Annotated in this window: 30 protein-coding genes; 2 read left to right on the forward strand and 28 right to left on the reverse strand. The window is 43.8% G+C overall.

All coding sequences use genetic code 11. The annotated features are described in order from the left end of the window. The 28 genes from DQG23_RS04405 to DQG23_RS04545 form a co-directional block, all read right to left on the reverse strand. Positions 1-1,461 (reverse strand): DUF4670 domain-containing protein, encoded by a 1,461-nt coding sequence (locus DQG23_RS04405; protein WP_113029606.1) that lies wholly within the window; start codon positions 1,459-1,461, stop codon positions 1-3. Between the two features lie 248 nt (positions 1,462-1,709). After that, positions 1,710-2,405, reverse strand: a complete 696-nt coding sequence (locus DQG23_RS04410; RefSeq protein ID WP_113029607.1) for a hypothetical protein — start codon at positions 2,403-2,405, stop codon at positions 1,710-1,712. A gap of 12 nt (positions 2,406-2,417) precedes the next feature. After that, positions 2,418-3,821 carry a hypothetical protein gene (locus tag DQG23_RS04415; protein ID WP_113029608.1) on the reverse strand — a complete coding sequence of 468 codons (1,404 nt, stop codon included), beginning with the start codon at positions 3,819-3,821 and terminating at the stop codon, positions 2,418-2,420. A 4-nt stretch (positions 3,822-3,825) separates the two neighbouring features. Then, positions 3,826-4,515 carry a phage adaptor protein gene (locus tag DQG23_RS04420; RefSeq protein ID WP_113029609.1) on the reverse strand — a complete coding sequence of 230 codons (690 nt, stop codon included), beginning with the start codon at positions 4,513-4,515 and terminating at the stop codon, positions 3,826-3,828. A gap of 44 nt (positions 4,516-4,559) precedes the next feature. Then, a complete protein-coding gene (locus DQG23_RS04425; RefSeq protein WP_113029610.1) occupies positions 4,560-6,548 on the reverse strand; it encodes a glycosyl hydrolase family 28-related protein in 1,989 nt (662 codons plus the stop codon). Between the two features lie 12 nt (positions 6,549-6,560). Beyond that, the gene (locus DQG23_RS04430; protein WP_113029611.1) at positions 6,561-6,935 is read right to left on the reverse strand and encodes a hypothetical protein; all 375 of its coding nucleotides are present in this window, start codon (positions 6,933-6,935) and stop codon (positions 6,561-6,563) included. A gap of 51 nt (positions 6,936-6,986) precedes the next feature. Then, positions 6,987-7,295 (reverse strand): hypothetical protein, encoded by a 309-nt coding sequence (locus DQG23_RS04435; protein WP_113029612.1) that lies wholly within the window; start codon positions 7,293-7,295, stop codon positions 6,987-6,989. A gap of 13 nt (positions 7,296-7,308) precedes the next feature. Beyond that, a complete protein-coding gene (locus DQG23_RS04440; protein ID WP_113029613.1) occupies positions 7,309-8,202 on the reverse strand; it encodes a phage major capsid protein in 894 nt (297 codons plus the stop codon). A gap of 16 nt (positions 8,203-8,218) precedes the next feature. Further along, positions 8,219-8,650: a hypothetical protein gene (locus tag DQG23_RS04445; RefSeq protein ID WP_113029614.1), complete on the reverse strand. Its 432-nt coding sequence runs from the start codon at positions 8,648-8,650 to the stop codon at positions 8,219-8,221. A gap of 11 nt (positions 8,651-8,661) precedes the next feature. Beyond that, the gene (locus DQG23_RS04450; protein WP_113029615.1) at positions 8,662-9,543 is read right to left on the reverse strand and encodes a hypothetical protein; all 882 of its coding nucleotides are present in this window, start codon (positions 9,541-9,543) and stop codon (positions 8,662-8,664) included. Between the two features lie 695 nt (positions 9,544-10,238). Beyond that, positions 10,239-12,209 carry a hypothetical protein gene (locus DQG23_RS04460; protein ID WP_113029617.1) on the reverse strand — a complete coding sequence of 657 codons (1,971 nt, stop codon included), beginning with the start codon at positions 12,207-12,209 and terminating at the stop codon, positions 10,239-10,241. A gap of 30 nt (positions 12,210-12,239) precedes the next feature. Next, complete coding sequence (locus DQG23_RS04465; RefSeq protein ID WP_113029618.1) at positions 12,240-12,506, reverse strand: hypothetical protein; 267 nt, start codon at positions 12,504-12,506, stop codon at positions 12,240-12,242. A gap of 160 nt (positions 12,507-12,666) precedes the next feature. Beyond that, positions 12,667-14,040: a PBSX family phage terminase large subunit gene (locus DQG23_RS04470; protein WP_113029619.1), complete on the reverse strand. Its 1,374-nt coding sequence runs from the start codon at positions 14,038-14,040 to the stop codon at positions 12,667-12,669. Then, entirely contained in the window at positions 14,030-14,458 is a 429-nt protein-coding gene (locus DQG23_RS04475; protein ID WP_113029620.1) for a terminase small subunit, read from the reverse strand. The genes DQG23_RS04470 and DQG23_RS04475 overlap by 11 nt, the downstream gene beginning before the upstream one ends. 177 nt (positions 14,459-14,635) lie before the next feature. Continuing rightward, positions 14,636-15,109 carry a sigma factor-like helix-turn-helix DNA-binding protein gene (locus DQG23_RS04480; protein ID WP_113029621.1) on the reverse strand — a complete coding sequence of 158 codons (474 nt, stop codon included), beginning with the start codon at positions 15,107-15,109 and terminating at the stop codon, positions 14,636-14,638. A 36-nt stretch (positions 15,110-15,145) separates the two neighbouring features. Further along, positions 15,146-16,240, reverse strand: coding sequence for a coiled-coil domain-containing protein (locus DQG23_RS04485; RefSeq protein WP_113029622.1), 1,095 nt, complete (start codon positions 16,238-16,240; stop codon positions 15,146-15,148). Between the two features lie 85 nt (positions 16,241-16,325). Continuing rightward, entirely contained in the window at positions 16,326-16,655 is a 330-nt protein-coding gene (locus DQG23_RS04490; RefSeq protein ID WP_113029623.1) for a hypothetical protein, read from the reverse strand. Between the two features lies 1 nt (position 16,656). Beyond that, complete coding sequence (locus DQG23_RS04495; protein ID WP_113029624.1) at positions 16,657-17,643, reverse strand: primase C-terminal domain-containing protein; 987 nt, start codon at positions 17,641-17,643, stop codon at positions 16,657-16,659. Beyond that, on the reverse strand, positions 17,643-18,932 hold the full coding sequence (locus DQG23_RS04500) for a replicative DNA helicase (protein WP_113029625.1): 1,290 nt from the start codon (positions 18,930-18,932) through the stop codon (positions 17,643-17,645). The genes DQG23_RS04495 and DQG23_RS04500 overlap by 1 nt, the downstream gene beginning before the upstream one ends. Positions 18,933-18,940: 8 nt before the next feature. Further along, complete coding sequence (locus DQG23_RS04505) at positions 18,941-19,210, reverse strand: replicative helicase loader/inhibitor (RefSeq protein WP_158560294.1); 270 nt, start codon at positions 19,208-19,210, stop codon at positions 18,941-18,943. Then, on the reverse strand, positions 19,188-20,102 hold the full coding sequence (locus DQG23_RS04510) for a replication protein (RefSeq protein ID WP_113029627.1): 915 nt from the start codon (positions 20,100-20,102) through the stop codon (positions 19,188-19,190). Before DQG23_RS04510 ends, DQG23_RS04505 begins: the two co-directional genes overlap by 23 nt. 49 nt (positions 20,103-20,151) lie before the next feature. Then, positions 20,152-20,370: a hypothetical protein gene (locus tag DQG23_RS04515; protein ID WP_113029628.1), complete on the reverse strand. Its 219-nt coding sequence runs from the start codon at positions 20,368-20,370 to the stop codon at positions 20,152-20,154. 32 nt (positions 20,371-20,402) lie between these two features. Continuing rightward, positions 20,403-21,302, reverse strand: a complete 900-nt coding sequence (locus DQG23_RS04520; RefSeq protein WP_113029629.1) for a hypothetical protein — start codon at positions 21,300-21,302, stop codon at positions 20,403-20,405. Then, on the reverse strand, positions 21,299-22,096 hold the full coding sequence (locus tag DQG23_RS04525) for a Rha family transcriptional regulator (protein ID WP_113029630.1): 798 nt from the start codon (positions 22,094-22,096) through the stop codon (positions 21,299-21,301). The genes DQG23_RS04520 and DQG23_RS04525 overlap by 4 nt, the downstream gene beginning before the upstream one ends. Positions 22,097-22,155: 59 nt before the next feature. Then, positions 22,156-22,350 carry a hypothetical protein gene (locus DQG23_RS04530; RefSeq protein WP_113029631.1) on the reverse strand — a complete coding sequence of 65 codons (195 nt, stop codon included), beginning with the start codon at positions 22,348-22,350 and terminating at the stop codon, positions 22,156-22,158. Further along, positions 22,347-22,634 carry a hypothetical protein gene (locus tag DQG23_RS04535; RefSeq protein ID WP_113029632.1) on the reverse strand — a complete coding sequence of 96 codons (288 nt, stop codon included), beginning with the start codon at positions 22,632-22,634 and terminating at the stop codon, positions 22,347-22,349. Before DQG23_RS04535 ends, DQG23_RS04530 begins: the two co-directional genes overlap by 4 nt. Further along, entirely contained in the window at positions 22,631-22,972 is a 342-nt protein-coding gene (locus DQG23_RS04540; RefSeq protein WP_113029633.1) for a hypothetical protein, read from the reverse strand. The genes DQG23_RS04535 and DQG23_RS04540 overlap by 4 nt, the downstream gene beginning before the upstream one ends. A gap of 186 nt (positions 22,973-23,158) precedes the next feature. Beyond that, positions 23,159-23,389, reverse strand: coding sequence for a helix-turn-helix transcriptional regulator (locus DQG23_RS04545; protein WP_113029634.1), 231 nt, complete (start codon positions 23,387-23,389; stop codon positions 23,159-23,161). A 165-nt stretch (positions 23,390-23,554) separates the two neighbouring features. On the opposite strand from DQG23_RS04545, the gene DQG23_RS04550 reads away from it, so the two are divergent. Next, entirely contained in the window at positions 23,555-25,234 is a 1,680-nt protein-coding gene (locus tag DQG23_RS04550; RefSeq protein WP_113029635.1) for a helix-turn-helix domain-containing protein, read from the forward strand. A 112-nt stretch (positions 25,235-25,346) separates the two neighbouring features. After that, complete coding sequence (locus tag DQG23_RS04555; protein WP_113029636.1) at positions 25,347-25,817, forward strand: DUF3775 domain-containing protein; 471 nt, start codon at positions 25,347-25,349, stop codon at positions 25,815-25,817. The last annotated feature ends 56 nt before the right edge of the window (positions 25,818-25,873 follow it).

Raw genomic sequence — 25,873 nt, forward strand, 5'->3', positions numbered from 1 at the left:
TCATTGGAAAAGCTTTAACGGGTTTAAGTTTACATCCTTAAAATAGTCAGCCCAGAATTGACCATAGTTTTGAATACCTTGTGGAATCCCCTTTACGGCATCAACGTTTGATTGAACTGATTTACGTGTTCCTTCAACGGATGGTATGAGTGATTCTAAGAAACTTTCTGATGGTTGTTGTGATAATCCGCCACTCTTACTCAACAGATAGCTATTGACCGCATTTGCTTCGGACGTATCCCATCCGTACTTGCTTTTCAGGCCGGCAACAAACGTTTTGATTTCCTCTGGTTTAGCCTTGTTGATATTTAAACCGGAATCTTTTGCCATACCTTCAACGGCAATCAAATCGTACTCATCAATCGCAGGAGTGGAGTTTTGTTCATTCTCTAGAGACATTTTTTTAAGCTGGGCTTCCTTGTATCGGTTATCGATATTATCAGGATCATTTTGAGCAGCAAGAGCCTTTTCCTTATATGCCTGATCAGCAACAAACTCTTTTTGGCGTTGATTAAGCTGCGCCCACTGTAAGCCTTGCTGAGCTGCGAATTGTTGTCCTTCTCGTTCGTAATTCGTCCACCAACGGCGATCCTCTTCGCTATCCCGCTGAGCTCGGTATGCTTTTTCTTCAGCCAATTGTTGATCCGCAACAGCATCACGCTCTTTCTTGTAGGCCGTCTCCTGATCGTACCTTTGATCCCCAATTTCATCACGTTTATCACGATATGCCACGTCTTCTGCACGAGTCTGATTCCTATATGCAACATCTTCAGCGCGATTCCCTTGATTCGTCATGAAATCAAGCACATCAAACTGATTCCTAAATTGATTCTGACCGCGAGTATCATATAGTCCCTGTTGCTGCCCGAGGACACCGATAAGGCTCATAAGATTCCCTAGTTGCTGCTGTTGCTTCGCTTGCTCTGCTGCGATTAGTTGCGGCACAACCTGCGTTTCAAGGTACGTATTCGCATCATTCTGCGCATTCTGAGCAAGTCTAGCGAGGTCGCTTGATCTTGCCATACCAGAAGTACCTAACGCCTCTTGACCGGATCTAATGGCCTGTCCTGCTTGTTTCTGAACCTGTGCTTGTTGTGCTGCGTAATCAGGCGATTGGTAGATTGAGTTACGATCGATCGCTGTGGGATTCGTAACTTGATTCCTGATTTGAGTAAGCAGGTCATTGAACTGTTGATCATAAGGGTTTACAGTCTGCTGTGGATTCAATACGCTCTGCTGCACGTTATAAGCGTTATTTAATTGGTTTACATTGCCTCGAATGCTATTTAGCGTGGATTGATCTGTAAATGTGCTGCCACCACGATTCGCTTGCGGCTTAAACACGTTTTTACCATCAATGGAAACACTTCCTGTGTTTGGATCGTAGCCGATACGTTCATCCGTTACACCCCAGTCATTCAGTGATTTACGCACTCCTACGTTGTACATTTCGTCTGCCATGCTTTCACCCCCAGGGAAATAAAAAGATGCCGTCAATTAAACGGCGCCTCATTGAATTATTCTCTTATCCTCGCAACACACGGACCATCAATGACTTGTCGTTCACAGTAGACGGCGTTTCCTATCATTTCTTTTGCAATTTTGGGCTTAATATCTGACTCTCGAACATTACTATCATCACCGTCCATAAAAATAATGGACAATATAATATATAAAAGAACTTTCATCATTGTCATAACCACCACCAATTATGTGATTGAAGTTATAATTCCACTCGATACTGTCACTTCCGTATCTATCGGTCCTCCAAGTGAAGAAGCTACGTAAAAAGTTCCTGATGCACCATTTCCGGCCGACAATGTTCCAATAGCATTGATGTAATTCGCTTGCACTACTCCTGATAATGCTTCAAATCCAGAAGCCGTTACTTTTTGGTTTACAACTAAACCTTGCGAGCTTCCGATCGTCATAGTTATATGACCATCCACATTTAAACCCATATCTCCACTAAGCACAGATATTCGGGCCGAATATCCGCCACCTTGGTTATTAAAAATAATTCCTTTAGAGGTTGGAGACGTTTCATTCATGTAGAGGTTATCGCCAATAGTGGCATTTGTACCGACGTCAATCTGAGCATTTGTTGTTATGCTGCCTGCTGTAATAGTGCCCAAGTTCGCAGTAATAGCCGACAATTCGTTTACAGTAATTTTTTCAGCAGTCACGGCACCTGCTGCTATTTTTTCAGTTGTTATCGATTCAGCAGCCAGTTTATCCGTAGAAATTGAACCGGCAATAATCACGTTTGCATTCAATTCGTCGACATTCAACGTATCAAGATGTGCAAGGAAATCATTCAATTTACGTATATGTCCGTAAACAAAATCCGTCAGCTGCTGGACCGTTAAGTTTTCACCTACATTCGAGAATGATGGTACCGGCATATAAAACCTCTCCTATCTCTGTACTCTTTGCACTCTGTAATAGCGCTGTAATCGCTCGATTTGAACCGGCCCCGTTCCAGTAAGTCTAAACCTCGTCTTGAAGGTTAGGGGCACCGTATCAAGCGGTATTACGCAATTAAAGCTTTGTGCGTAATCAGCGAACGCAGTAGGGTCGAAGTTGATCGTTTGAAACGAACTGCCGCGATCCTGAGTTGACACACTGGACGTAAGAGTTGTCCCAGTTTGGAACAATCCTTGTATGTGAAGGTCGAGATAAGTCTTCTCTGCTTCCGGCATACCTTCATCGAACGGTTTCGTTGTAACACTCCATGCGATTGGACTGCCTGCGTTTGTCGTACCGTCCAGTTCTTTGAAGGCTTGTCCGCTGCTATCACCCACGTATGGAAAGCCGTTCAGAAACGCGCCATAGCGATAGTTTTCGTCCAATGCACATACACGCCATATGCCGTATCTTGGATCGAATACAAGGCGTATATTAGGCTCTGTGGCGCTTCCTGTGACGAGGCAGAGGTAATACTTTAGACCGTCTGTAAAAGCGCAGCATTTTGACACATGAGCCGGATTGATGCTATTCAGGTACGCGCGAATCTTCTGACCAATCGGGGAAGGACGTCCGCCATTATAGATATAAACGTCGCGTTCGCCGAGAAAGTACATCTGCTCGTTTATAAGCTGGATGGTTTTGAAACTCACGCATCCGATCGAACTCGATATCTCAAGTAGCCGGTGCTTTTGGGTTGTCTCACCAGTACCAACAATCTCGGCCATAGCGTCTTTCTTGAAGGCGATGATGGTGTTGGTAAACAGCTTTAAGGCCGTTACATTCCCACCATTCGGCGTATAGTACTCAAAGAAGCCGGCTGAATCAGGATCAGACCAGTTCGTTTCATCCAGGTATTTTGAAAAGTAAATCGTGCTGTCCTTCGCCATGAACACCCGCAGTGTATTGTTCGCTATATACTTCCCTTTCGGCGCATCTGACACGTTCAAATCGCTCAACGTCGTGCCGTTCCACGATTTCACATTGTCGGTCCCGTTTGTCAGAATGAGCTTTCCATTGAAGTTTGTCGCATCCCAATCCACCGCTGTAAACGTTCCGATGATTGGTGTCCACGCCGATCCATTCCAATACTGCAATGTCGTTCCTACGGCGCGTACAAGGTGCGTATTGCCATAGTTCGTCAGCAGATAGGTAACAGCGATTCCGCTCGATCCGTAGGTTGTACGGCCCTTTCTGACCGTCAGAGCAGGGTAATTATCGGTATCGAAACCATATTCCTCAGTCGTTTCGTTATCATTCACAGCAAAAAGGGAGGCACCTTGATTCAGCCCTCCCTCAAATGTATTCTCTCCTCTTAGCTTTCGGTTATTGCCTTCTTGGTACATTACGCCCATTACATCACCTCAGATCATCGGGAACGAGAGAATATCGATTAGTGCCTCCGAACCTCGTGTATACTGTACCTCTTCGCTTTCTTGGCATGGTATCTCGGACTGAATAGTATTCAGGCAATGATTGCTTGTAACGCTTCTCGTACTTCAGGAACAGCATGTTGAAGTCGGTCATGAAGTTATTATGGTCAATAATCTCGCCGCGTTCCCTTGCTACTCTTGCTTTCGCCCCAAGATCCAGCAATTCGTGAAAGTCTTCTTCAAGCTCAGGTATTTGAGATACGTCCGTTAAGCTCGCAGGACGCTTGTTGTAAACGACATATACCTTTTTTCCTGCTGAAGCAGCATCAGGCATTGGATTCAGAAAAATATTTTCGTTTCCTTGAATCGTATAAAACTTATCAAGCGCGCTTATTTGTTGCGTTGATTCGATAGACAAAAACTTTAATTCAATGTATCGTTCGCTGCCGGCTTTTGTCTCGATTGTAATTTGCTTAACTCCAAGTGGGTCGCAGTCAACAGGAAGTGCGTAGAATGCAAATCCGACTATGGTTGTGAAAACATATGGAGGAGCCTCGTGAGGTACGTCTTGGAATATTTGCCGTTGAGTCGTGTCTATCCACTGAATAATTTGTGAATCTTTGAATGTACTCCTGTACAACTTTACGTTAGTTAGAATTTGTTGAACAGTCGACATCGAAACACCTCTTCTCTATTGCACAGTTTGGTCCTGAAGAACAGTTAGGTAATTGCGGATGCTGTCAATACACCGGCGTCCGTAACGGTCAACTGGTACCTTGTCCCATTCGGTGATATTATTACAGGCAAGTTAAACGGATTTACATTTACACTATCCAGCAAAACGTCCTTAACTTCAGTGTTTGGGTAGATTTCAACCCCTTCGAAATAAAAAGTTTCTCCTCCAGCTGCCGTTACAATTGGATAATAATAGATGTATATATTTTGTAACGAACCGTAATCTGGTATCGTAGCTATCATTTCATCCAAGTCTAATCTTACGACATGTGAAATATGATTGTCCCTTATGTTGTAAGTTGTATTAGTTGGATCATCAGGATTTGGTTCGTAAAACGCTTTAGATTTAGCTGCAGACATATTATCCAAATAGTTTATTTGCACCTTAGAATACATTCTACTGTTAGAAATACTAGAAAAAGTAGTAGTGTCAATGTATAACCTAGTTTTCACCTTTATTTTTTTATATAACTTCAAATATCGGTTTGTAAAATCTAGAAACATGTACATGCCATTAAACGTGCCACTAGTAGCGACATACTTTATCGCTTTCTTACCGTTAAACGTAACCAAACTTCCTGTCGTTAAAGCTGGCCTCATCTGCACGGCTCCAGAAAAGTCCAAGGGCAATGGGCTTGCAAACGCGTTTATATTTTGTAAATCATTTGAGATTATTGGGGTAGCCTTTTTCATTGTTGAGTTAATTGTTTGTATATAAGTAGCTAAAGGATAAGTAACCATTTGGCTTGACTCTGAAATACTCAATGATTTTACCTTATTCGATATTCGGAATTGGTTATATACTGTATATCCGCTAACACCGTTTATGGAAAGTGTATTAACGTCATTAAAAATGAACTTACCATAGCTACCATTGTGCATCCCGTTTATTACTATACTAGCAACAGACGTTCCATTTACTCCTGCTTGTATATTAGCAGTTGGGTTTGATTCAAAATATCCGTTATTAATGACTACATTTCCGCTATCGATGATCATTCCAATTGGATTGCTTTCGATGATAAAACCGTTAAATGAAACTGTTGTATCAGAACCATTACCGACGAGTTCACCAATAATTTTTATTCCGTATTCGTAGCAAGCTTCAGCATTGTAAGCAGTGAATGAGTTTGATCCACCGTATGCAACCATTCCTTTATTGCAGTATCTTGTTTTCAAATTGATAAAAGAATTACCCCAGCCATAATAGGTTCTTATTCCAAAATCTAAATTTCTAAAGTACAGATTGGTGAAATCGCAATTATAAGTTGCTGAGTCAACCGTTCGTATTGTTGGATCACCCAAGCGCATACCTATTCCCTTTTCACCAACACCTTCAACTTTAAAATCTTGAAATATACTATGCCATACGTTCGTTAAATCAAAGAGGACTGCATCATTTGAGGTGGGGACGAATTTTAAAACAGAACCAATGTTTCCAACTCCCATAATTGATAATCCAGAAACCCTGGAGGCATTGTCCCTTTCGACTGATAAGATATTACTTGTCACAAGGAATGTTCCAGCGGGGATAAATACTTGATTTTTACTATCAATTGCTTCCCGTATGGCTGCTCTAATCGCCGCCGTATCATCTGTCACGCCATCTCCTTTTGCATTGAATGGTGCTGACATAATATTGATCGCGCGCTGCGCAACATCCGCCGAAAGCGCAGCAAGCGAAGTAAGTGGCATCGGCGTGCTGCCGATCAGCGTTACACCATCGCCGACAAAAACGATGCCTGCAGTGTTCGTTAGTGTCGTATATTTGTACGTTCCCGCTGGGAACTCGATTTCGTGTTTTCCAACTTTATTAGCTGCGTTTATTGCCTTCTGAATTGCCACTGTATCATCGGATATTCCATCACCTTTGGCTCCATATGACTTGACATTGATGATGATATCTCCCCAAGCTTGGACGTTTGTCTGAGCATTAGATATATTCGCGGCCATCAATTCACTTACTGTAGGCATATCATCACCGCCTTATCGAATCGTACAAGCGCCAATGGAATATGTGGCACTATCTGAATTCCCTACCGTAACGCTGACTCTCCAGAAACGGGGAATAACATTGTCGATCGTTACGTTTGTTACAGGAGTTACACCAGGATAAACTGTCAGTACAGTTGTTCCTTGTGCCGTCAATGCTGCACTCGTGAGAATGTCATAGTATTTTCCACTCGTATGATCTTTGCCTTGTATTTTAACCGTCAGAATCGGTGATCCCGTTACGGCAGTAATATCGACAACAACCTTAACACCGCGATTATGAAAGTTCTCGAAGTCTTGACTTGATTGCGCTGTCGTTCTTGCTGCGCTTGGCAATACAGTCAATATCTCGTTATGGTACGCACCCATAAGCCACCTCCAGATATAAAAAAAGGAGAGGCAAAAGCCCCTCCGCTAACTTTAGAAACGTACAACAAGGATTTTATACGATCCGCTTGCAAGATCGATCGTACCTCCTGTCGGGTTGAAGAATGATACCTTCACTGTATTGGCCGCTGATACGAATCCGCTGGCAATGACTCCTTGCAAATCGTACGGAGCCGTTAAAATGACATGATCACCGAATGCTGCTCCGGTTACAGTGAGTCCACTCGAAAGCGAACCGGTAACTGTCGCCATCGATGCAGGATCGATTGTTGCTGTTGTGTTGGCGACGACCTCTTTAAACAGCGTTAGACCGTCATTTAAGACGATTTTCGTGTTAGCCACTGGATATCCCCCCTTATGCTCCTTGGCTACCTACAAGGCCGAGGTAGTCACAGTAGCCGACATCATAACGGGTGAATCCGAACATGAAGAAGTCTACCGACTTCTGCAGCTTCTGGCTATCGTACCAAGGCCGTTCACGGAAAAGGAACAGCAGGTTATCGATGTTAGGATCCTGCAGGAACCACGAATCACCGTCGATTTCATCCATAACGATAGGGAGAAGCCCCTCAATGACGTTTTTCGTATTGGACATTTCAAACGCCTGATTTGTCGATTTTGTAATCTCCAGCGCAGTGAATTCCAAATCTGGCCCTGTGATAAGACGTTTAGCACGAGCTTGAATTTTGATTCCGGCTTGGTTTACCTGATTGCGCATGAGTGTCTGTCCGAGCTTCAAATTACCAGGCGTAAGGGCGCCCGTAGTCAAGTTATCGCCTACACTAGACGAATCAACCAGTGGATGAGAATTGGAGAATAATGCCGCTCCATCGTATCCTGTGTTTGCAAAACCGTTATTCAGAACGTTTGCTGCATCACGCTCCAAAGTATTACGAAGACCACGTGCTAATTGTTTGGCGGATCCACCTACACCACGACCACCAAGAACACCGTACAGGTCATCTTTCGTAAGCTCCCACGTGACTGTGTATCCTTTGTCACGCCGTTGAGCTTCGAAGCTTGCAACTTCTCCTTCGCTCATTTCATCTTCGTTGATTGTGTTGCCCTCAGTATTTTGCGACCATCTACCAAACGCCCCCATGTGCGGATACGTTTGATCTTTCTTATCCATCGTACCAACCTTGAAAATCGTCGGGTATTGTTCTGGAATCATTGCATATTCATCGGCAATTATCTTTTTATGGATCGGCGTCAATAGTTCTTGGAAATTATCACGAGTAAGTTTCATGGATTAGTTCCCCCTCTTAGGCAATACCGAATACACGGTTAGTCAGGATAATGTCTGCTTCTTTTGCTGCTGTATCAACGTTACCAACCACTTGAATCCATCCGCCGGTTGTATCGTCAGCGTCGAATTGATATGCTGCGCCGCCCATATCATACTTATTGCCGATAGCAGGCGTAGCAGCGCCAATGTAAGCCGCGCGATAAATCGATGCTGGATTGATATCGACCTTGATAACATCTGCAGCCGTCGCGGTTGTCGTCACAATATCCGTATCGGAAACACCTAGCACAGTTCCGGCAGCTGCGGCGTCCGCTGCAATTACTGCTTTATTTGACGTTAGAACGACGATATCGCCGCGCTTGATATTCTGGCTATCTCCAACTGGGAACTCTCTTAGAATCTGATCTGTGCCATTCAGAGAGCCCTTCAAAACGAGTCGTCTTGCCATGTATGATTACCTCACTTTTTAATGTATTTTGCATACTCTTCCGGCTTCATTCCTGCCAATTTTGCGATAGCCATCTGATCAGGAGTCAACGTGCTTTTCGGTTTTTGTTTAGTTCCACCACTCACAGACGTATCCACCTTTGCCGCTTGTTTCTTTGAACGATTAGCCTGAAGCGTTTGTTCAATCTCACGCTCACGTTCCTTCATACGTTCGCGTCCACGCTTGGCCCAATAAACATCCTCAAGCGACTGACCGGTTCGTTCAGCAATCTCCTGGTACTCTTCGCGGTAATGATCGATGTCTGCAAAGAATGGATCAGTTTTAAGGCGAGTTGCTTCTGCTTCAAACTTCTGATTGCGAATATCCCTGCGCATTTCTTCGAGCTCTCGCTGTTGCTGCACTTGAACCTGTGCTTGTTGCGGTGTAATTCCGCTTTCCTGTGCGATTCGCTGAGCTTGAACTGCATCAAGCTTGGCCTGCAAATCATCAAGGCTAGTAACGCCGACAAGCTTCATCAGCTTTTCTGTAGCAGCTGATTTCTTCTTTTCTTCCTCTAGCTTCGCCTGCCATTTCTTTCGTTCGGCTATAGCTGCTTTCGCTGCGCTGTTGTCTTTCTCCGGCTTTACTTCCTCTTCCCGCCGCCGATCTTCATGTTCTTCACCGCTGAGCTGATAACTCCCGGATTCACGGTGCAGTTCTTCTTCGTCTTCATCGAACCTTTCATCCTCATCGCCTTCTCTTTCCTCGTCAATCTCAATGGATCCATCGTCACCCATTCGCGGCTCTGGTCTATCTTGTAATTCACTTGGATCGATCTCGAATGTAACACCGCCCATTTCCACGGACGTTTCACCTGCGAAAAGTTGAAGATTCATATTAATCGGTTGTTTCATAAAATGTCCTCCTTGGCTTTATCGCGGCCACCTCGTTATACTGTTTTTCGCATGAACAGATAACATGGCTTTTTTGGACGGTCTATGCTGACCGAAACGTGACTCTATGCCGTCACTAGGCAAAAGAAAAAGCCGCTTCTAGGCGACTAGGATTGGTTTGGTTGTCTACCGCGTCTCTTCGGTTGTGTTTGCTCTTCTTGAACTGGAGGATTCTTATCGCTGATTGTCAGAACTCGCCATGTTTGGCCTTTCTGCTTCAACCAGAGATAATATTCCTTACCACATTCGGGGCACGAGGTTTCAGCGAAGCGTTTAACGTTACCACCGTATAGGTGCTTGTCGTCTGTGCCAAACAAATTTATCTGATTGAGCAATCGACCTTTGATATCACTTCCGGTAAATGTATGATTGCAGCATTGTGTCGTGTTTAAATGCATTCGATCAACTCCTGTACATCTGATTTTGTAGATATTCGTTCAATCGTGTTGTTGTCTTTCCATGCCATCCGCAGGAAGGACAACATGCGATACGGTCCTTTTCCCAACTTCCTTTGCGTCCATTGCCGCGTAGCGCAATCTTTTCGCACCTCGGGCAGATCGGATGCTCGATATGTTTGTCAGCACCACCATTGTTCGCAATCCAGTGATGTGATCCTGCATGACGTTTGTATTCTGCTACTCCCATACGGTTAATCATTACATTCCACCACCTTGAACAACACTTAATGCTGGACTTCCACCAGGGCTCATTCCCATAACATTAGGATTCTGCTGAGGCAATCCATTCTGCGCTATATCCGCCCCTACAGCCGGCGCGACACCCATCATAGCGCTTTGAATGGCTTGCTGTGCCATCTGCTGGATCATTTGCTGTATCTGACTCATATCAGGCTGCATTTCGCTCTCAATAGGCAATCCGGTGTAATCTGCAAGCATCCTGCGATATTCCGTTTGGTTGATTGCCTGATCCTTGTGAGCCTCTTTGATGAGGTTATATACGAATGCAGGATTGTTCGGAAGCCCTGCCCCTACTGAAACAGTAACGTCGAAAGCTGCTTGTTTAGTAACCGGCTCTGAACCATTCATGAGTTGCATATATTTCGGCGTATTTTCAGCATCAGGGAAATTCTCCATAAAGCGCGTTTTATATGAATCGGTCGCTGGGATAAGCTTTGGAATCTCGCGCAAGCTCGACGGACGGAAGAATAAGAAGTCATCTTCCTTTTCCGTGATCCGAAACGCTTCTTCCTCTGTCCAATACTCTTGAATCAAGTCCAGGCAGTACTCGAATACCTCGGATAACGTTTCCTCCAGCAAAGCCTTCTTGTGATTGATACCCGAATTTGCTCCCTGTTGTAGGCTCAACGATTCTGTAGCGGTGTCTACGCCTTGTTGTTTAACGCCGACTTGCTGATCACCGAACCGGCTGACGATTTGGCGTTCCATCCCTAACGCCTGATTACGACGATCCATTATATATTGCGGCATTGTCGGAGGCTCAAGGAACTTCAATCCACCCGATTCATTAACTGGAATAGCTAATCCTGGTTCATTCGTCAGCTTATCTGGATCAACGCCGCTGTTTACATGAACTTCACGCTGCGGATTACCTGTCAAACGTGCATTAATGCGAATCTGATCGTCCAAATCATCAATCAGGTCCTGCGTATTAACCAGCAACTCAGCGGTTCCCTTAGCCCATACAGTCCCCTCGCGATACATATCAGGTGTTAAAAAGTATGGATACCTGCTGTCAGGAAAATAAATCTCATTGGTCGCATCGTCGTCCGGAAGTTCGTCGCCGTCTTCCGTATCCTTCACAGCTTCTTCCTTGTCTTCCTTCTCAGGCTTTTTCTTCTTCGCTGTATCTCGCAGGATGACACCACAACCGGACATTTCAACGAGTCGTATTTCCCCTTTATGTCTTGTGAAAACAAGCATATGCATGTAATGGTCTTTGCTGATCTCGTCCGATTCGCCGTCTTCTTCGCCGAAGATATAATTCGTTTCCATCGGCTCGTATCCCGGTTCTATCGCTGCGACTAAATCTTCGTCGTAGTTCTCTTTTGCCCACGACAGAGATTTATTCATGATTTCGATCGCGAATCGGCCTTCTTGCACTTTGTAAATGTCCGTGATGTTGGGATCCGTGAAGACGTACGCAGGATTACATGGTTCGATTACCGGCAAACCCATTCCGTCCAGCATATCCGGATCAAAGAGTACACGAAAAATACCAGTCCCGAACTTTTCGCGCCGGCGTTCATGTACGTCCAGCTTACGTTTAAGCTTGTTCTTTTCCTTAACGAACTCCAACAATGTACGAGCTGTATTGGAAAATGGAACATCGCTCGGGCCGCGTCCCTTTGTTGAAATCGAAATATTCTGATCAACAAGGTATGCAACTTGTCCCTCTACGTTCGGATTGACGATATTGGTATTGCTACCTGGATCATTGTCGCTTTCTGGAGGATGCGCTTCACCTTCCCAGTACAGATCGATCATTTCCCATTTATCGAACAGGCCGCGATTGTCTTTATCCATGTATGAGCTGCGAAAATAATCTAAATACCGTTCAGCTAATTCGATATCCACATCACTCATTACGTCGCGCCGTCTGGCGCCATAATCGTTATTCGTTTGCAACTCTTTCGGTAAACTGTCCACGTTCTCACCTCCAACTAAAAAAGACGCTCATCAGCGCCCTAATTCCACTTCGTCTTTTTGTTTATTGGCCGGCTTAACCGGACTGTACAACTCGCTACCGTTTGTCTTGTACTTGTCGTATTCGGTCTTTGTAGTTTTCAACGGGCTGCGCATACTTGATCGAACGCGTTTGACCATTACCTCTTTCGGATCATGTGATTCCTTAACAGCCGGTTCGCTCTGTTCCTTACGCATTGACACATAACACAGTGCATAACCGGTAACGAGGCTCACAAATACGAGTAAGGCATATTCCATCACTAATCCTCCTTCGGGGCGAATATCGCCACATGACCGCATCCTTCGCAGCGCTTAGGCTTCATACGTACCGGCTTCATGCCGTCAGACTTAAAGAAACCCAGTCCGAGGTCATTACGCGCCTCTTTGAACTGGGTTGAATCACAGTATGGACATTTCATCATTTCACCTTCTTGATTTCTTTTTGCTTGTACCCCAAGTCTTCAAGTTCTGCATCTGTATAGAAACCATCGAGCGCTTTCTTTTCCACTCTCGTCGGTACTGTACGCATACTACAGAAATACCTCACAGCATCTGGTGCATGCGTTATCTCGTGCGGCTCAGTAGCTACGTCATTCGGATCTTTCTCGTCCCTTTGAAGTTGAGGTATTGTTCGTATCAAGTTGATACAGTTTTTAAATATTTTGAGACGTGCAGTAGTTATTTCCTCGCCAGTGTGTTCATCCCTCGTCTTGAATGGTTTAAGCCACTCCTTGACGTTTAACCATCCCTGAACACGGTCATTAGATGCTTTTGATAGCAAAACACCATTCTCTAGAAACAAGTCCCTCGCGCTTTTCCCTGTTTCTTGTCGCCTATTCCACAAATCAGGTGGCGCATAGGTGATCCGAATGCTCTCGATTGTCATTCCAGCTATTCTTTTTGCTGCTTCACTTATGATTAGATCTGATTCGTATAGTTCTTTGTAGAAATAGGCGTACCCTTTTGTGTCGATAGCCACCCAATAATGAGCCAACATATCCAACCCGTAATCCAATACTCGGTATCTCTGCCAATGTGAAGGGATCGGAAATGGCTCGATTACATGTACGTCTGTACGGAACTCATCAAAGAATGTCCCCCCAGGTATTCCGTATTCTCCTAAACCAACAACCTTAAACCGATCGGGGTTGGTGAACTCTAAATCCTCGATTCGTTTGCGGTCTCCTTGGTCAAGCCACTCATTACACTTGTATGTCGTGGTCAACGTAAACGAATCCGGGAACTCTTTATCAAAAAATCTACTCTTCGTCCAATGGGAATTCACCCATGGATTGAAAGTGATCGTTATTTGCTTCCATAGTCCTGAGGGCATCTCGCCACGTATAGATTCATCCAGCGTATCGAAATCAGATTCATTTTCGATTTCATATGCTTCCTCTAGCCATACCCAACATAACTTTCCGACATTAACGGTCATGGAGGTTAGCTTTAGCGGATCGTCAAACCCACGAAATATTATCTTCTGACCGGTTGGCGTGTATATGGCTTCTAACGGGCTTAATGTGAACCGCCAATACTCAGACACACCAAGGTTACTTGCAGCCCACTTTAGCTGGGCATATGTGCTGTCCTTATGTGTGTTATACGTTTTCCTCACGACAAGAGCATTAGCTTTCGGATGCTTCATGATGTTGTAAATAAACCACATTGCGGCTGTCGTTGACTTCTTAGATCCACGACCACCCTTCACAACTCTATAACGTTTCTTCGTTTTCCAAAACGATGCATATCCCCGACCGATGACGCTAGGAAGATTGATTTCAGTCCTCAAGTTCGCTCTCTCCCTTGAATACAACTAAACTCCCTTCGATCAATTGCTTATCTGTCCAAAGCATGTAACGTTTTCCTAGGAGTTCAGCAGCCTTCTCTCGAACCTGAACAGCTGGGACATTCTCTACGAGTTCTTGCATACCATTGCCAATGAGAATCGGCACTTTTTCGGTTACCTTGCCTCGCATGACATTGGTAAGAAACGCAAGCACTTCATCCTGGCTAGCAATGCGATCATTATCTTTTCCTTTGATCTTTTCGTCTATATACGCGCGTATGTTAGGTTTTGTTAAGTTTTCAGCCCCTATAAACCGAGCTGTCTTCTCACTGTATTCAGCTTTAATTGCTGCTTCTGTGGCGTTCCCTGACTCGATATAGTAGTCAGCGAATCGCTTTTGCTTTTCGGTCAGTTCTGCCATTGTCATCACCTTCTCCTAGTTCAAAATAAAAAGCGACCACGTTTATACGTAATCGCCGTAATTGTATGGACAAAGGATAGGTACCGTATGACTGCGCAATTAGCTATCGATACGATATCGGCTATCCTTCGATACTATAACTATATATCAGATTAGGGGTACAGTAGGGGGTACACTTTAAGCAACCGGAACGTTTGGTTCGATGCTTGGAACTTCGTCAAATCGTAAGCATATCGTCAATTTTTCAAGCGCTCTGCGATGCATTTTCTTTACCCACTCGCGACTGTACTTCTTCCTCTTTCCGATCTGATCAAGCGTCAGGCCGTCCATCCATTTGAGCGAAATGACTGAACGTTCTTCATCGCTCAATAGCTCCAGTGCCATCTCAACGCGCTTTGCTGCATATCGGTATTTTTCATATTCGATGTGGTCCTCAAGAGTCCAATCGCCTGTTAAGGTTGGCGCTCTCGATCCGCTTCCCGTTCCCATCGGCATATCCGAGTATGATGTTGTCCTACAAGGAGCTGCTGTGAAGAATCTCTCCGGTCCGAATGTGTAATTCGGTTTCATCTCCGGCGTTTCGTAATCCCTTATTGCCATCTTGTAATACCGGTAGTTCCTTAACAGTTCCGTTACTTTGTCGCGGTTCATAGCTTCACCTCCTGAGAGGGAGAGCGTTACCTCCCTCTATGCTACCTTCACATATCCGAATACATGAGCTTCTAGTGCTGCTACACGTTGCTCTATTGTAAACCCTGCATCTTCATTCGCTGCTGTATCCATCGTTTCCGAATTCGATGTGCCTGTCGCAGTTCCGGCGTCGGTTCCCACCATTGGCGCTTCTGGATGATTGCTATTGCCGCTTCGAAACTGTTCCTCTGTTACTGTCTCAGACGCTTTGGCAAAATGAAGTTGATCGTCTGCAGACTCAGTCGCAGTATCTTCTGTGCGAAACGAGTCACCGCCGTTCACCGGCTCTATGGCCGGAGGTTCAATTAGTTGTAAATCTTTGTTACGTTCAAGGAACATTTCATAACTTGATTTTGCCTTATCTGCCCACTTGGTAGCCGGCTTGAGGTTTGCGATTAGATCCTTCGTGGTATCTGATGTCGCACTTGCCTTAGGCCTCTTCGCTTCTTCCAAGTCCGCTTCAAGCTTCGCAATTCGCTCATTCTTTTCTTCGCAAACTGTCCCAAGCCGGTTGAACTGATCCAGTGTAATGCTATGTTTGGATTTCTCTCGTTCCAGCTGTTCGATAGCCGCATCACGTTCAGCATTGGCTTTTTGCAGGAGTGCTTCGCATTCAGCGACTTCGGCATTCAATGCGTTAATCGTTTCGTTAAGCTCTGTAACTTTATCGAGTTCAGCTGCCAGGTGGTTCTCGTTTTCGATGCCTTGTTGCGTTAGCCGGCGAACCTTTTCGTCACGTGCGTTAAGCAAGTCCTCGTAATACTGCCGATCGGCTTCTTTATCTTCCTCAAGCAGTGAAATAACGGCCATATAGAAGTTTTTTCGGTTGTCCTCGTACTCGTAAATCCGTTCACCTTCAGCTGGCTTGTCACCGTATACTTTCTCATACAGCCCGGATTGAATCATTTTATCCATGAGTCCGCCTACATTCTCTACGAACCGCTGTTCACGTTCCTGTTGTTCATCCTTCAGCTGCTGTTCTTGTACTAACCGGTAGATTTCAGCCTTAATCGCATCGATCTTGTTTTTGTTATCCGGATTATGTTGTTCCCAGTAGGCCAAATCAGCTTTATAGTTTTCTAATGATTTCATGTTCACCCTCCAATTATCGAAATATTCCGAATTTTCAGTATATAAAACCAGTATATCACAGTGACATTATGATTAATAGCCGCTGTTATGCGCTAAAATCACCTTCCCAAACTCTAGTCTCCTCGAAGAACCATGGGATACTATCCGGCTTAAACGCCTCGTGAAACTCCAGTACACCTTCTCTAACCGCTTCATTCGGCGTTACCCCTACGTATTTACAGACGTCTTTCAGTTTGTCTTCGTACGATTTTCGAACGAAGCTATTCCTTTCCAGCTCCCGTAGATACATGAACTTTTTGCAGAAGGAATAGGTCTGCCACAAGTTCTCGTAATCCTCACGAATATGTTTGGCGAACAAAAGACTTTCCTTCTCCCACTCTTGAGTAACGTTCAATCTCGAAATAATCTGCTGCATCCTAATTCCTCCCGGCTTTATAAAATTGGCATTTATGGTCACAGTACCGGCTCAGAACATCGTCCCGGCACCCGAAATCGTATGACTGCTCCAGCCCTTGTCTGTAAATACGCTCTAAATCTCCATCCTCGATCGGCGGCTTATTGCTGTTGTTCCAAACCCTGAGCGACTGCCAGATCATGTCCTTGTTGAGTCCTGATTGTTTCAGGTGGACCGCAACCCTCAACCCGACGTTATCCCGCTCGCCGGCTCCTACGCCCTCCATCATGCGCTGCAGGCATATCTTTCGTTGGATTGTTCCCGCATGAAGGTCTGCCCTTGGCTGCTGCTGTTGTTCTTCCTTCTGGCCTACGTACAGGGTCGTTAACTGTTCGTTTGGACTTGCTCTTTCTGCCGCCCAATCTTCCCGTGGCTTCATGGCGTCGTTCATGATCTTAGCCGCTGTGGCTCCGAACACCTCAAGGTGATGCATCGGGATTTTGTACTTGTTGCTCTTGGTGTTGATCGTGTTCGGCATCCGGAAGAGCCTTACCTTGTCGTATATAGTCATATCCACATAAGGGACATCCAATCGTTTAACAAAATGCCTGAACGCTCTGTGAATGTGCTCTGATGGCTCGACTTCGACCGTTTCGGATGGCAACAATACGTGAAACCCTTTGGATCCACTAAAATATACCTTGCACGTATTTAGGTCCACTCCGTAACCGATAAGTTTGTTCAGCAAGTCCTTTGTCCGGTCCAGCGAGATATGCAGCATATCCGCGTCAATGTCGAAAGGTATGAATGGACTATATGCCGGCCCTTCGTACCCTCTTACCGTTCCGTTCAGCTCAACATGCCTCTTCATGTCCGCTGTATAGCGGAAATAGGTGCAGTAGGTGTCTTTCAGTTCTTTCCCCCAGGTATCCAGCGCATCGAACCTGCATATCCTGTTGCGGTTCTGTGGTCCATCCTTCGCAACATCGACGTATATATACTCTTGCATTACACCACCTCGGTTATCAGCTGCGTTGGCTTATGAAAATGCAGATAGATGGGCTTATCCGTACTGTTCCGCCTTACCTTGGCCTTTACAAGCTTATAATTCGCCTGTCTTGGACACTTTTCATAATCCTTATCATCCAATGGTTTGAAGAACAGCAGGCCATCACAGGCATTTTTCATCTTCCTCGCGCCTTCCAGTTTTCCGTCTTCAGTGAGCTGCGCGAGAATAATTACCGGTACATCCAGTTCAACCGCCATCGATTTGCAGTACTCACTGATCCGATAAAGGATTTGGTACTCTTGCATACCTTTTTGCTGTTCAAGCTCCATCCGGCCAATGTAATCGATGATAACCAGATCCAGTTCTTTGTGCTTCGCCTTCACTCGTTTTGCCAAGCTTTTGGCTTTAAGCGGTGTAAGATAAGGGATGCGTGAGACTGTAAGGGGAGCCTCTGAAAGCATGCCTATTGCCATTGTGATAGCTTCCCACTGTTCCCCCTCTATGATCCCTTCGAACAGGTCCTTTAGCGGGATACCTGTCATTGCGGACTGTACCCTCATCACCAGTTCTTCCTTGGACATTTCGGTATTCTCGTAGTAAACGCGCTTTTTCTTATGGACCGCTATGATCCGTGCGATGTTTAGAGCTAATGCCGTTTTACCGTGACCGCTTTCCGCACATATCATGATCAGGTCCCCGCCGCGCAGTCCCATGAATGTATCATCAAGCCCTGGCAGCCCCATCGTCTTACCTTGTGCTGTCGTGTAGGTTAGCCTCAATCCGTTCTCCGCTTTGCCCTTATTCATTACGCGCTGCTCGAGCTGTTCGAACACTTGGACCAAAATGTCTTTAATCTCGATAATGGCGTCCTTATCCTCGGTTGAGTACGACTCGGTAATCACGCTTTCGTATACACCGGACAGTTCATCGACAGTGGTTTGTTCATTCCTCGCCATTCTGACTAGCCGTTCCCCGATGTTCAGAAACTGACGTTTGGCATATAGCTCCTTCAGCCTTTTGAGGTGATATTCGAACTCTTCCCGATTCGTGAACGAAGCGACAGCACTATCCAGCGCAATCTTCATCCCCGTATCTCCAGCACACTCTGTCTTGATCATGGCCGGCGTTAGTTTGGCTAGTCCTGACATTCGCAACATCACATCAAACAGTTTCCGATGCTCGACCTCTGTAAAAAACTCCTCTTTCAGCTCACTACTTGCGATGTCGTAACATTCGGAATCACAAGCCATTGCCCCTAAAACGATCTGTTCTGTATGGATGTCTATCATGGCTCCACCTACATCGCCTGCAGCGGATTCGCATTTATCTCTTCTTCCCGCTGCTGTCGGAGCCTCTCCAGTTCTTCACCCGAATGTGTGATCAAATCATGGATGGTCGGCTCATACCTCGAAGTTCGAATATGCCGTTCCAATCGCTGCATGACGACGTCGTAATCTTCTTTCTGCAGGATCGACATCCAGACTCTCGGCATATCCTCGTTGATTTCGAATCGGTGATACGCCCCTTTGATAAACCGTAATATATCAAGCACCTGATTGTTGTCCACGAGCAGCCTCCTCCAGTTGTCGTTTGACTTTATCCCAATCGACGGAACCTGACTTTTTGCCGCCAGTACTGGAGAATTGCAGCACATTTGGAGAGGTATGCTCCTTCCACATTCGCTTGATTGCTTCGGGATAGTACAGGAAGGATGTGACAGGCTCGTCCTTCTCCAGCTTCTCTTTGTGAATCTGCTTCATGGATGTGATGATAAATTCAGCCGACACTCCCGACTCAAGAAGTTCTTTTATCGCCATGACCTCTTTTTGCCTGACATGCTCCGGAAACTTGCCGTGTAAACTGGCGTACTCTTTCTGAACGAAAAATGTGGCCTCGGTAGTAGTAGTATTTTTTAAATCTTTAAAATCTTTTAAAGATCTTAAAGAATTAATATCTTTTAAAGAACTCATTGAAGAAACACGATTTTCAGCTTCCGCAGGAGGGGGGCTTTTAACCCCCTGTGCAATATTATTTTCTTGATTCACAGGGGGTGAATTAGCCCCCTCCCTCTGTGCCTTTTCACACCCAGGGGGTGAATTGACCCCCTCTGGGTTAATTTCCTCCTCCACAGGTGGTATTTTAACCCCCTGTAGGTTGTCCATTTCGCTGCAAACGAGAGCTTTCCACTGTTCAATTTCATCATTTATTCCGATCTCTCGTGCCTGGCTAAAGGATGCTTCTGATATAACTTGAAGAACGTTGAGGTTAACTAGCCTGTTCATTTCATACTTAACTTGATCTTTATGAATTCCTGTATCTTTACAAATGAGAGATAACGACAAATGATTGCTTTTCCTTTCAACACCGAAAGTATGACGCCATATAAACAAGAGGATTTTAAGCTGCGTCCCGTTAAATTTCCGCTTGGTTATTTGATCGATGAGTTCATTGATTTGCACTAGATCGTCACTCCTCTCGTCCCTTGTAGCTTGTCTATCAGAAAGAGGCTTAGACGGCCTCTCCGCGCTCTACCAGTTCGTCAATGATCTTCCAGCCGGCAGCGTGATAATCATCCAATATCCGTTCTTTTTGTTCCTCAGTCATTGGGGGTGGCGCTACAATATGGATTGTTGAATTGCCGATTGTATACGTCTTGGCATAGTTTTTCTCCATATCCGGATCACCTCTCCAGATATGTCTATGCTGCTTAAACGGCAGGACAGCCATTGATTCTTTCCCTCCTTGTCCACATGACTTCCTTACCGTACAAGCTTTATACTCGGCTTATTAGGCGTTACATTCACGACATCGCCATAAGCATCTGTCTCGAGTGTAAACGTCTGTAGCGGCTTCCCAAGAGCCTCCTGGAAGACCTCAAATGCACTAACGCCGGTTTGTTCCCGGTGCTTCTTCATAACGTCCATCACTTGATCCATAAAGATGTCGTGCAAATAGTCATCTTTATCGTCTTCGAGATTTTCCATAAAGATCAATCGTTCAAATGTGTTGTAATCGATCAGGTCAGGTATATCCTTGATGATTTCGGCATATGGTACCGTCCTAGTTCCGTCCCATCGTCGCTTGTCCTTGGATACGGTTATGATTTGAAGGAAACTATGCTTGTCCATCATCCAGTTGTTTTCTACGAAGTAAAATCGAATCAAATCAGCCAAAGCCATAATATTGATCTCGTAGTCCATTGATCTTTTGATCCTGTCCCGTGCTTCGTGAAGGTGAAAGATAAAGCCGGCGATCATTTCCTCATATCCGTATGGTTCCATCTCTTTGTCCAGCTTCTTAATGGCTTTCATCAGCTCACGCAGCTGCTTGTGATAATCCCAGTTCTTCCGATTCAAAGCTTTAATTTTCCGGTGATAAATGCGAATGGATACAAAAGGGTTATATAGTCCGTAAACTGGAATCTTTTCAATTGCATCAAGGTCAAATTGCTCTTCATACTTAGCCCTTAAATCTCCATCAAAGGTCTTCCCGTTCCGAATATTGGCAGTAATGAATGATTGCAATATACGCTTGTTGTATTGATGTGCTTCATCCCAGGCCGAAAAATAGAAATTATGATACTGTTCCAGCAGCTTTTGCACCTTATCTAGTAGCTCAGTAACCTGGTTATAATAGGTCCATTGGAGAGATTTTTTCATGATTGCGAGCCTCCACTAACCAGTTTCAGGTTCGAGCCAATTGATAGCTCCTTCACGATTGTCGTGTAAATTTCCTTGAGCTTCGGATCCGCTTCGATGACATCCATTCGAGACGTTTGAGCGATCTTCGTTTTAGTGGCTCCGCTCTCTGCAAGACGCGTTAGCAGCTTGTTAAGTCTGACATTCAGATTACAGCGGCCTCGCTCTTCCAATTGTCTGTAACTTTCATTCCATAAATCTTGATATTTCCCGCCCATTCGAAAAGCCGCTTTTGTCAGAAGCCCGTTCACATGCTTCCGCCAGTCCTCGTCACGCTGCAGGAAGGTTTCTTGGATCACCTGAACAGTGGTTTTCACTTCGGCAAGATCAAGTTGTGTCTTGGCGACAGCCTGGAACATGGAATTGAAAAGCTGTAATTCGGGTGAAAGACGAGCAATATCGATCCTTTGTTGTTCCATTTCGTCGAATTTGGTAACGTAAGCTGCTGTGAACAGTACACCTTTCTCACCAGTCAGCTTATTTGCTACCATGTCACAGCCCTTCCGGGTGATCAGGTAATTCCTTCGAGTCTCGCCTTTACCGTCCGAATAGGTGCCTGGGATAAAGAAATCGGACGAACGGAATTCTTCGTTCATTAACGTCCCCAAACTTGGGGAGGTTGATTTCCCTAAGATTTCAACATACCCATCAATATCACGTAGCAAGTGGTCATGACGTTTTCCGGTCATTTCCGCAACATCTCTGCTATCTGCCAAGAATTGTCCATTGTTGTTGATCAACTTCAACTCGTTCATTTCCCCATCTCCCTCGCGAATGTTTTTGATATAAATGGTGCGACGTCGCACCATATCCGTTAAACCATTGCTATTTCAAAAGCCCCGTTCGGGAGCTCAGGGATTTGATACGGTGAAGGCAATCTAACTGTTATAATTTCACCCAAGCAATCGATTATCCCAGTGAAACTAGGGTCATTCGTTTCCTTCAGACGGTTTTCGAGTTCAATAATTTGATTAATGGTTGCTACTTCAAGGAACCTTTCCATCGTCATACCGCACCGACCTCCATTCCGCAGGAGATTTCATCTGCATTGAATGGAACGAAAGACTGATCGGATAGCATTTGCTTTCTGGCTGCTGCTCTTGCGAACAAGTATGTCGCTCGGTCGATAAACACCTGAATGAACTCAATCAGGAGCTCCGTACCTTTATCTTGAGGAAGCTGTTTCGCATGGTCTAAATCCTCTTGCAACTCGCGCAGGCTCTTGCTTCTCAGGATACGAAGGATATTTTCAGCGGTTTGTTCTTCATCTGACATCAGTTCGTTGATGATCATACCCGCACCGCCTTTCTGGCTCTTACGATGCCTTTATAGAGCAGTTCGGGCTTGGTATTGCTGACCATCATAGCGATGTCTTTGCCTAACTCCATGCCGTCATTGAAGCCTTTACGATAAGCGAAATCGATAGCAAGTACGAAGATCTCATTCAAGTAGGACTCAAGGTCTCTAACATTCGAAGCTTGTTCGTTTGTCAGTTCCTTAACGGCTTCACTCAAACACCGGTCGAAATCCCAGAACTTACCGTCAATTACTGCATCACTTTCTGCAGCTGCAAGGACTTGATCGCATCTTTTCTGCTTTTCAAGCTCGGTCCAACTTGCTAGGTTATTCATTTAAACTCCTCCTTGGATTAGGTTCATAACCAGTGTTTCCATCGGAGGGCAAACGCCAACATCATATTTTTGTGGGATTATTCGTGGAGTTTATGTATAATGATGTTTAGAATAGTGGGCGTTTGCCCATACTTAATGAGGACACCCTGCATCCCGCCAAGTTTGCATAGGGTGTTTTCATTTTTTTCAAACTGCCTGCTCACCTTGTAAGCATTTAGTTAACTCCTCTGGCAAAAAAATTTGATCTGGTTTAGATTCAAAATAAGATGCGATTTTAACAGCAAGTTCATAGGAAAGCCCACGCTTACCGTTCTCAATTTGCCAATAATATGGCTTACTTACTCCCACTGCTTCTGCAACTTGTTTGAACGATTTCTTTTTTTCTTCACGAATTTCTTTTAGTCGTTTTCTAATCAAATACCTCAGCCCTTTCAAAAAGTAAACTAAATGCTAACTAATTACATGATACCTTACCAAATAGTAAATGTAAAGAAGAAGTTTTCATTTAGTTTACTTTTTGCGTTTACTATCTGCTAACAATATAATAATAATGTCGATAATTTTGTTTATAAGGAGATACTTATGGATTTCCCTTCTCAACTAAAGAACTTGAGAAAAGAAAAAAAATTAACTCAAGAAGTCCTTGGTCGCAAAATCGGTGTAACAAAGGTTTCAATATCTAGTTACGAAAATGGAACCAGGACCCCCGATATGGAAACATTACAAAAACTAGCAGACGCACTTGATACAAGCACTGATTATCTTCTAGGTAGAACTGACGATATAAAAAGGGAGAATAGTTATACATTCGGTACATTTCTTAAGAAATATATTGATCTGGATGAGCAGACCATCGAGGATCTTGTTAAACAATTGAATGAAATGGGGCTTTCAAAAAGAGGCCGGCTGATAGATAAATATTATTTGAAAAGTGTTTTTAATGGCGAAACACCTGTTCATGAAGATATAATTAGAGCTCTTGCACAGATTGTTGGAGGTGATGCTGAAGAATTTATTCGTGCTGAAGTCTATAGTAAATTCCCTTCCGAAATAAGAGTGGGTATTGAAAATAACGACTCTTCATTGAATAAATTTTTCAATGAGATCCTTGATGATTTTGTGACGAATCTTGAACGCCCTTCTAACCAAATAACTCTAAAAAGAATAGCAAGAAAAGAAGGTTTGGACTTTGAAGACATTTCAAGTTTTTTTAAAAATAAAAACAAACAAGACATTTTAAAAAAATTATCGCCTTACTTAAAAGCAAAAATTATTTCTGAGATTACTGATGATGGAAAAAGAATGATTTATAATAGTATAAAACAGGAGAAAATTAACGAAAAGGATATTACCATATATCAATTACTTGAGAGAAAAAAAATAGAAAAGAAATTTTTGATTAATTCAAAGATCGTAGAAATACTCATTAACGGTGATCAAAAAAGAAACGATGATCAAATGGCTTTCGACATCGAGGAAGTTATTAATAAATTAATGGATCATGCAGATATATACTTACTTGGTACACTCGAGAGAACTGAACCAGAAGCATTGATTCACTGTTTGTTTGAAGAATTTGTAACTAAATGTACGGAGGAACCGGAAGAAATAATCAAACAAATAATTGACATTTACCCCCATGATGAAAAACTTAAAAACAAAATTATCAATATAATCACAGAATTTGAAAAAAACACTAGAGAGTGGTCCGTCGAAGAAAAGTCATATTTTATTACAAACTTATATGAAATAAATCCGGAAGCCTTAAATATACATCTCTCACAAACAAAGTTGGATCACTTTCTTGACTATACTCCCAGTGTCTACTTACCTGAAGAAAATAGCCCTGTATGGGATACTGCTCGTAATAATGTATTACTCATTAACCCAGATTCGTATATTCTGGACAATCTTCCAAGAATCAATAAAATTTATTTTGTTGCTGATCAAACTGAATCTGACTGGTGGGGCATACAATATAGTCGAGAACAACCAAGTTACCTGATACTAGATGACTCAATGGTTATGGATGGCATAACCAAAGGTTCAAGAGTTATTACAACAAGTAAATTGTTTATAGAAAATGGTAAACTTCATGTCATTCGAATACGTAATGGCGATCCAATAGTTAGACGCATATTTGATTATGGGGAGTTACTTTTCCTTCAAACATCAAATCGTAACTTTACATCAGAATCAGTACCAAAAGACGATGTAAAACTGCTTGGGAAAGTTATCAGAGTAGAGTTCGATGTAGAGTAATGCGATTTAATAACAAAAGGTCACGGAATATTCCGTGACTTTTTTCTATTGAAACAAATTGAAACATGTAGGAAAATGGATTCCATATTACGCCAATTAAGGAGATGAAACGATGAGTGTTCTTCTGGCAAAAATGAAATCACTGGTGCCTCATGTTCATGAAACAATTCGACTGGCCCATACATACAATCACATTTTGCAGCTATTTGATCGTAATTATGAAGGTGATCCTGATTCAGTCGAGGCATATATTGCATCTCTTCAAGATGAGGGGATAATTGAAAGTCAAAAAGCTTTTAAGGATTACCTAATGCAATTACCACACAGTGATCTCGTCATTATTCAAGCCATTATGTACATTGGACGCGATGAAAATTTAGACGATGAAGACGATGGAAGCGATTATGGAGAATATGAGTTTCGCGAGGAGAAGGAAGAAGTAAGTCCTCAAAAAATGGTGTTTGATTATATACGCTTTCTGAAGGGCGAGAAGGATAAAGAAGTCATCATACTGCATATGCTTGAGAAAAGCCCATTGACTGATTACTTATCGAGAGGTCTCCACATTTTAAATCTTGCTTAGTGCCTAATATAGGCGTTCTCGATCGAACCCGTTTATGATCCGATACCGGATTGAAC

This window comes from Paenibacillus contaminans (assembly GCF_003285015.1).
Taxonomy (GTDB): Bacteria; Bacillota; Bacilli; order Paenibacillales; family NBRC-103111; genus Paenibacillus_V; species Paenibacillus_V contaminans.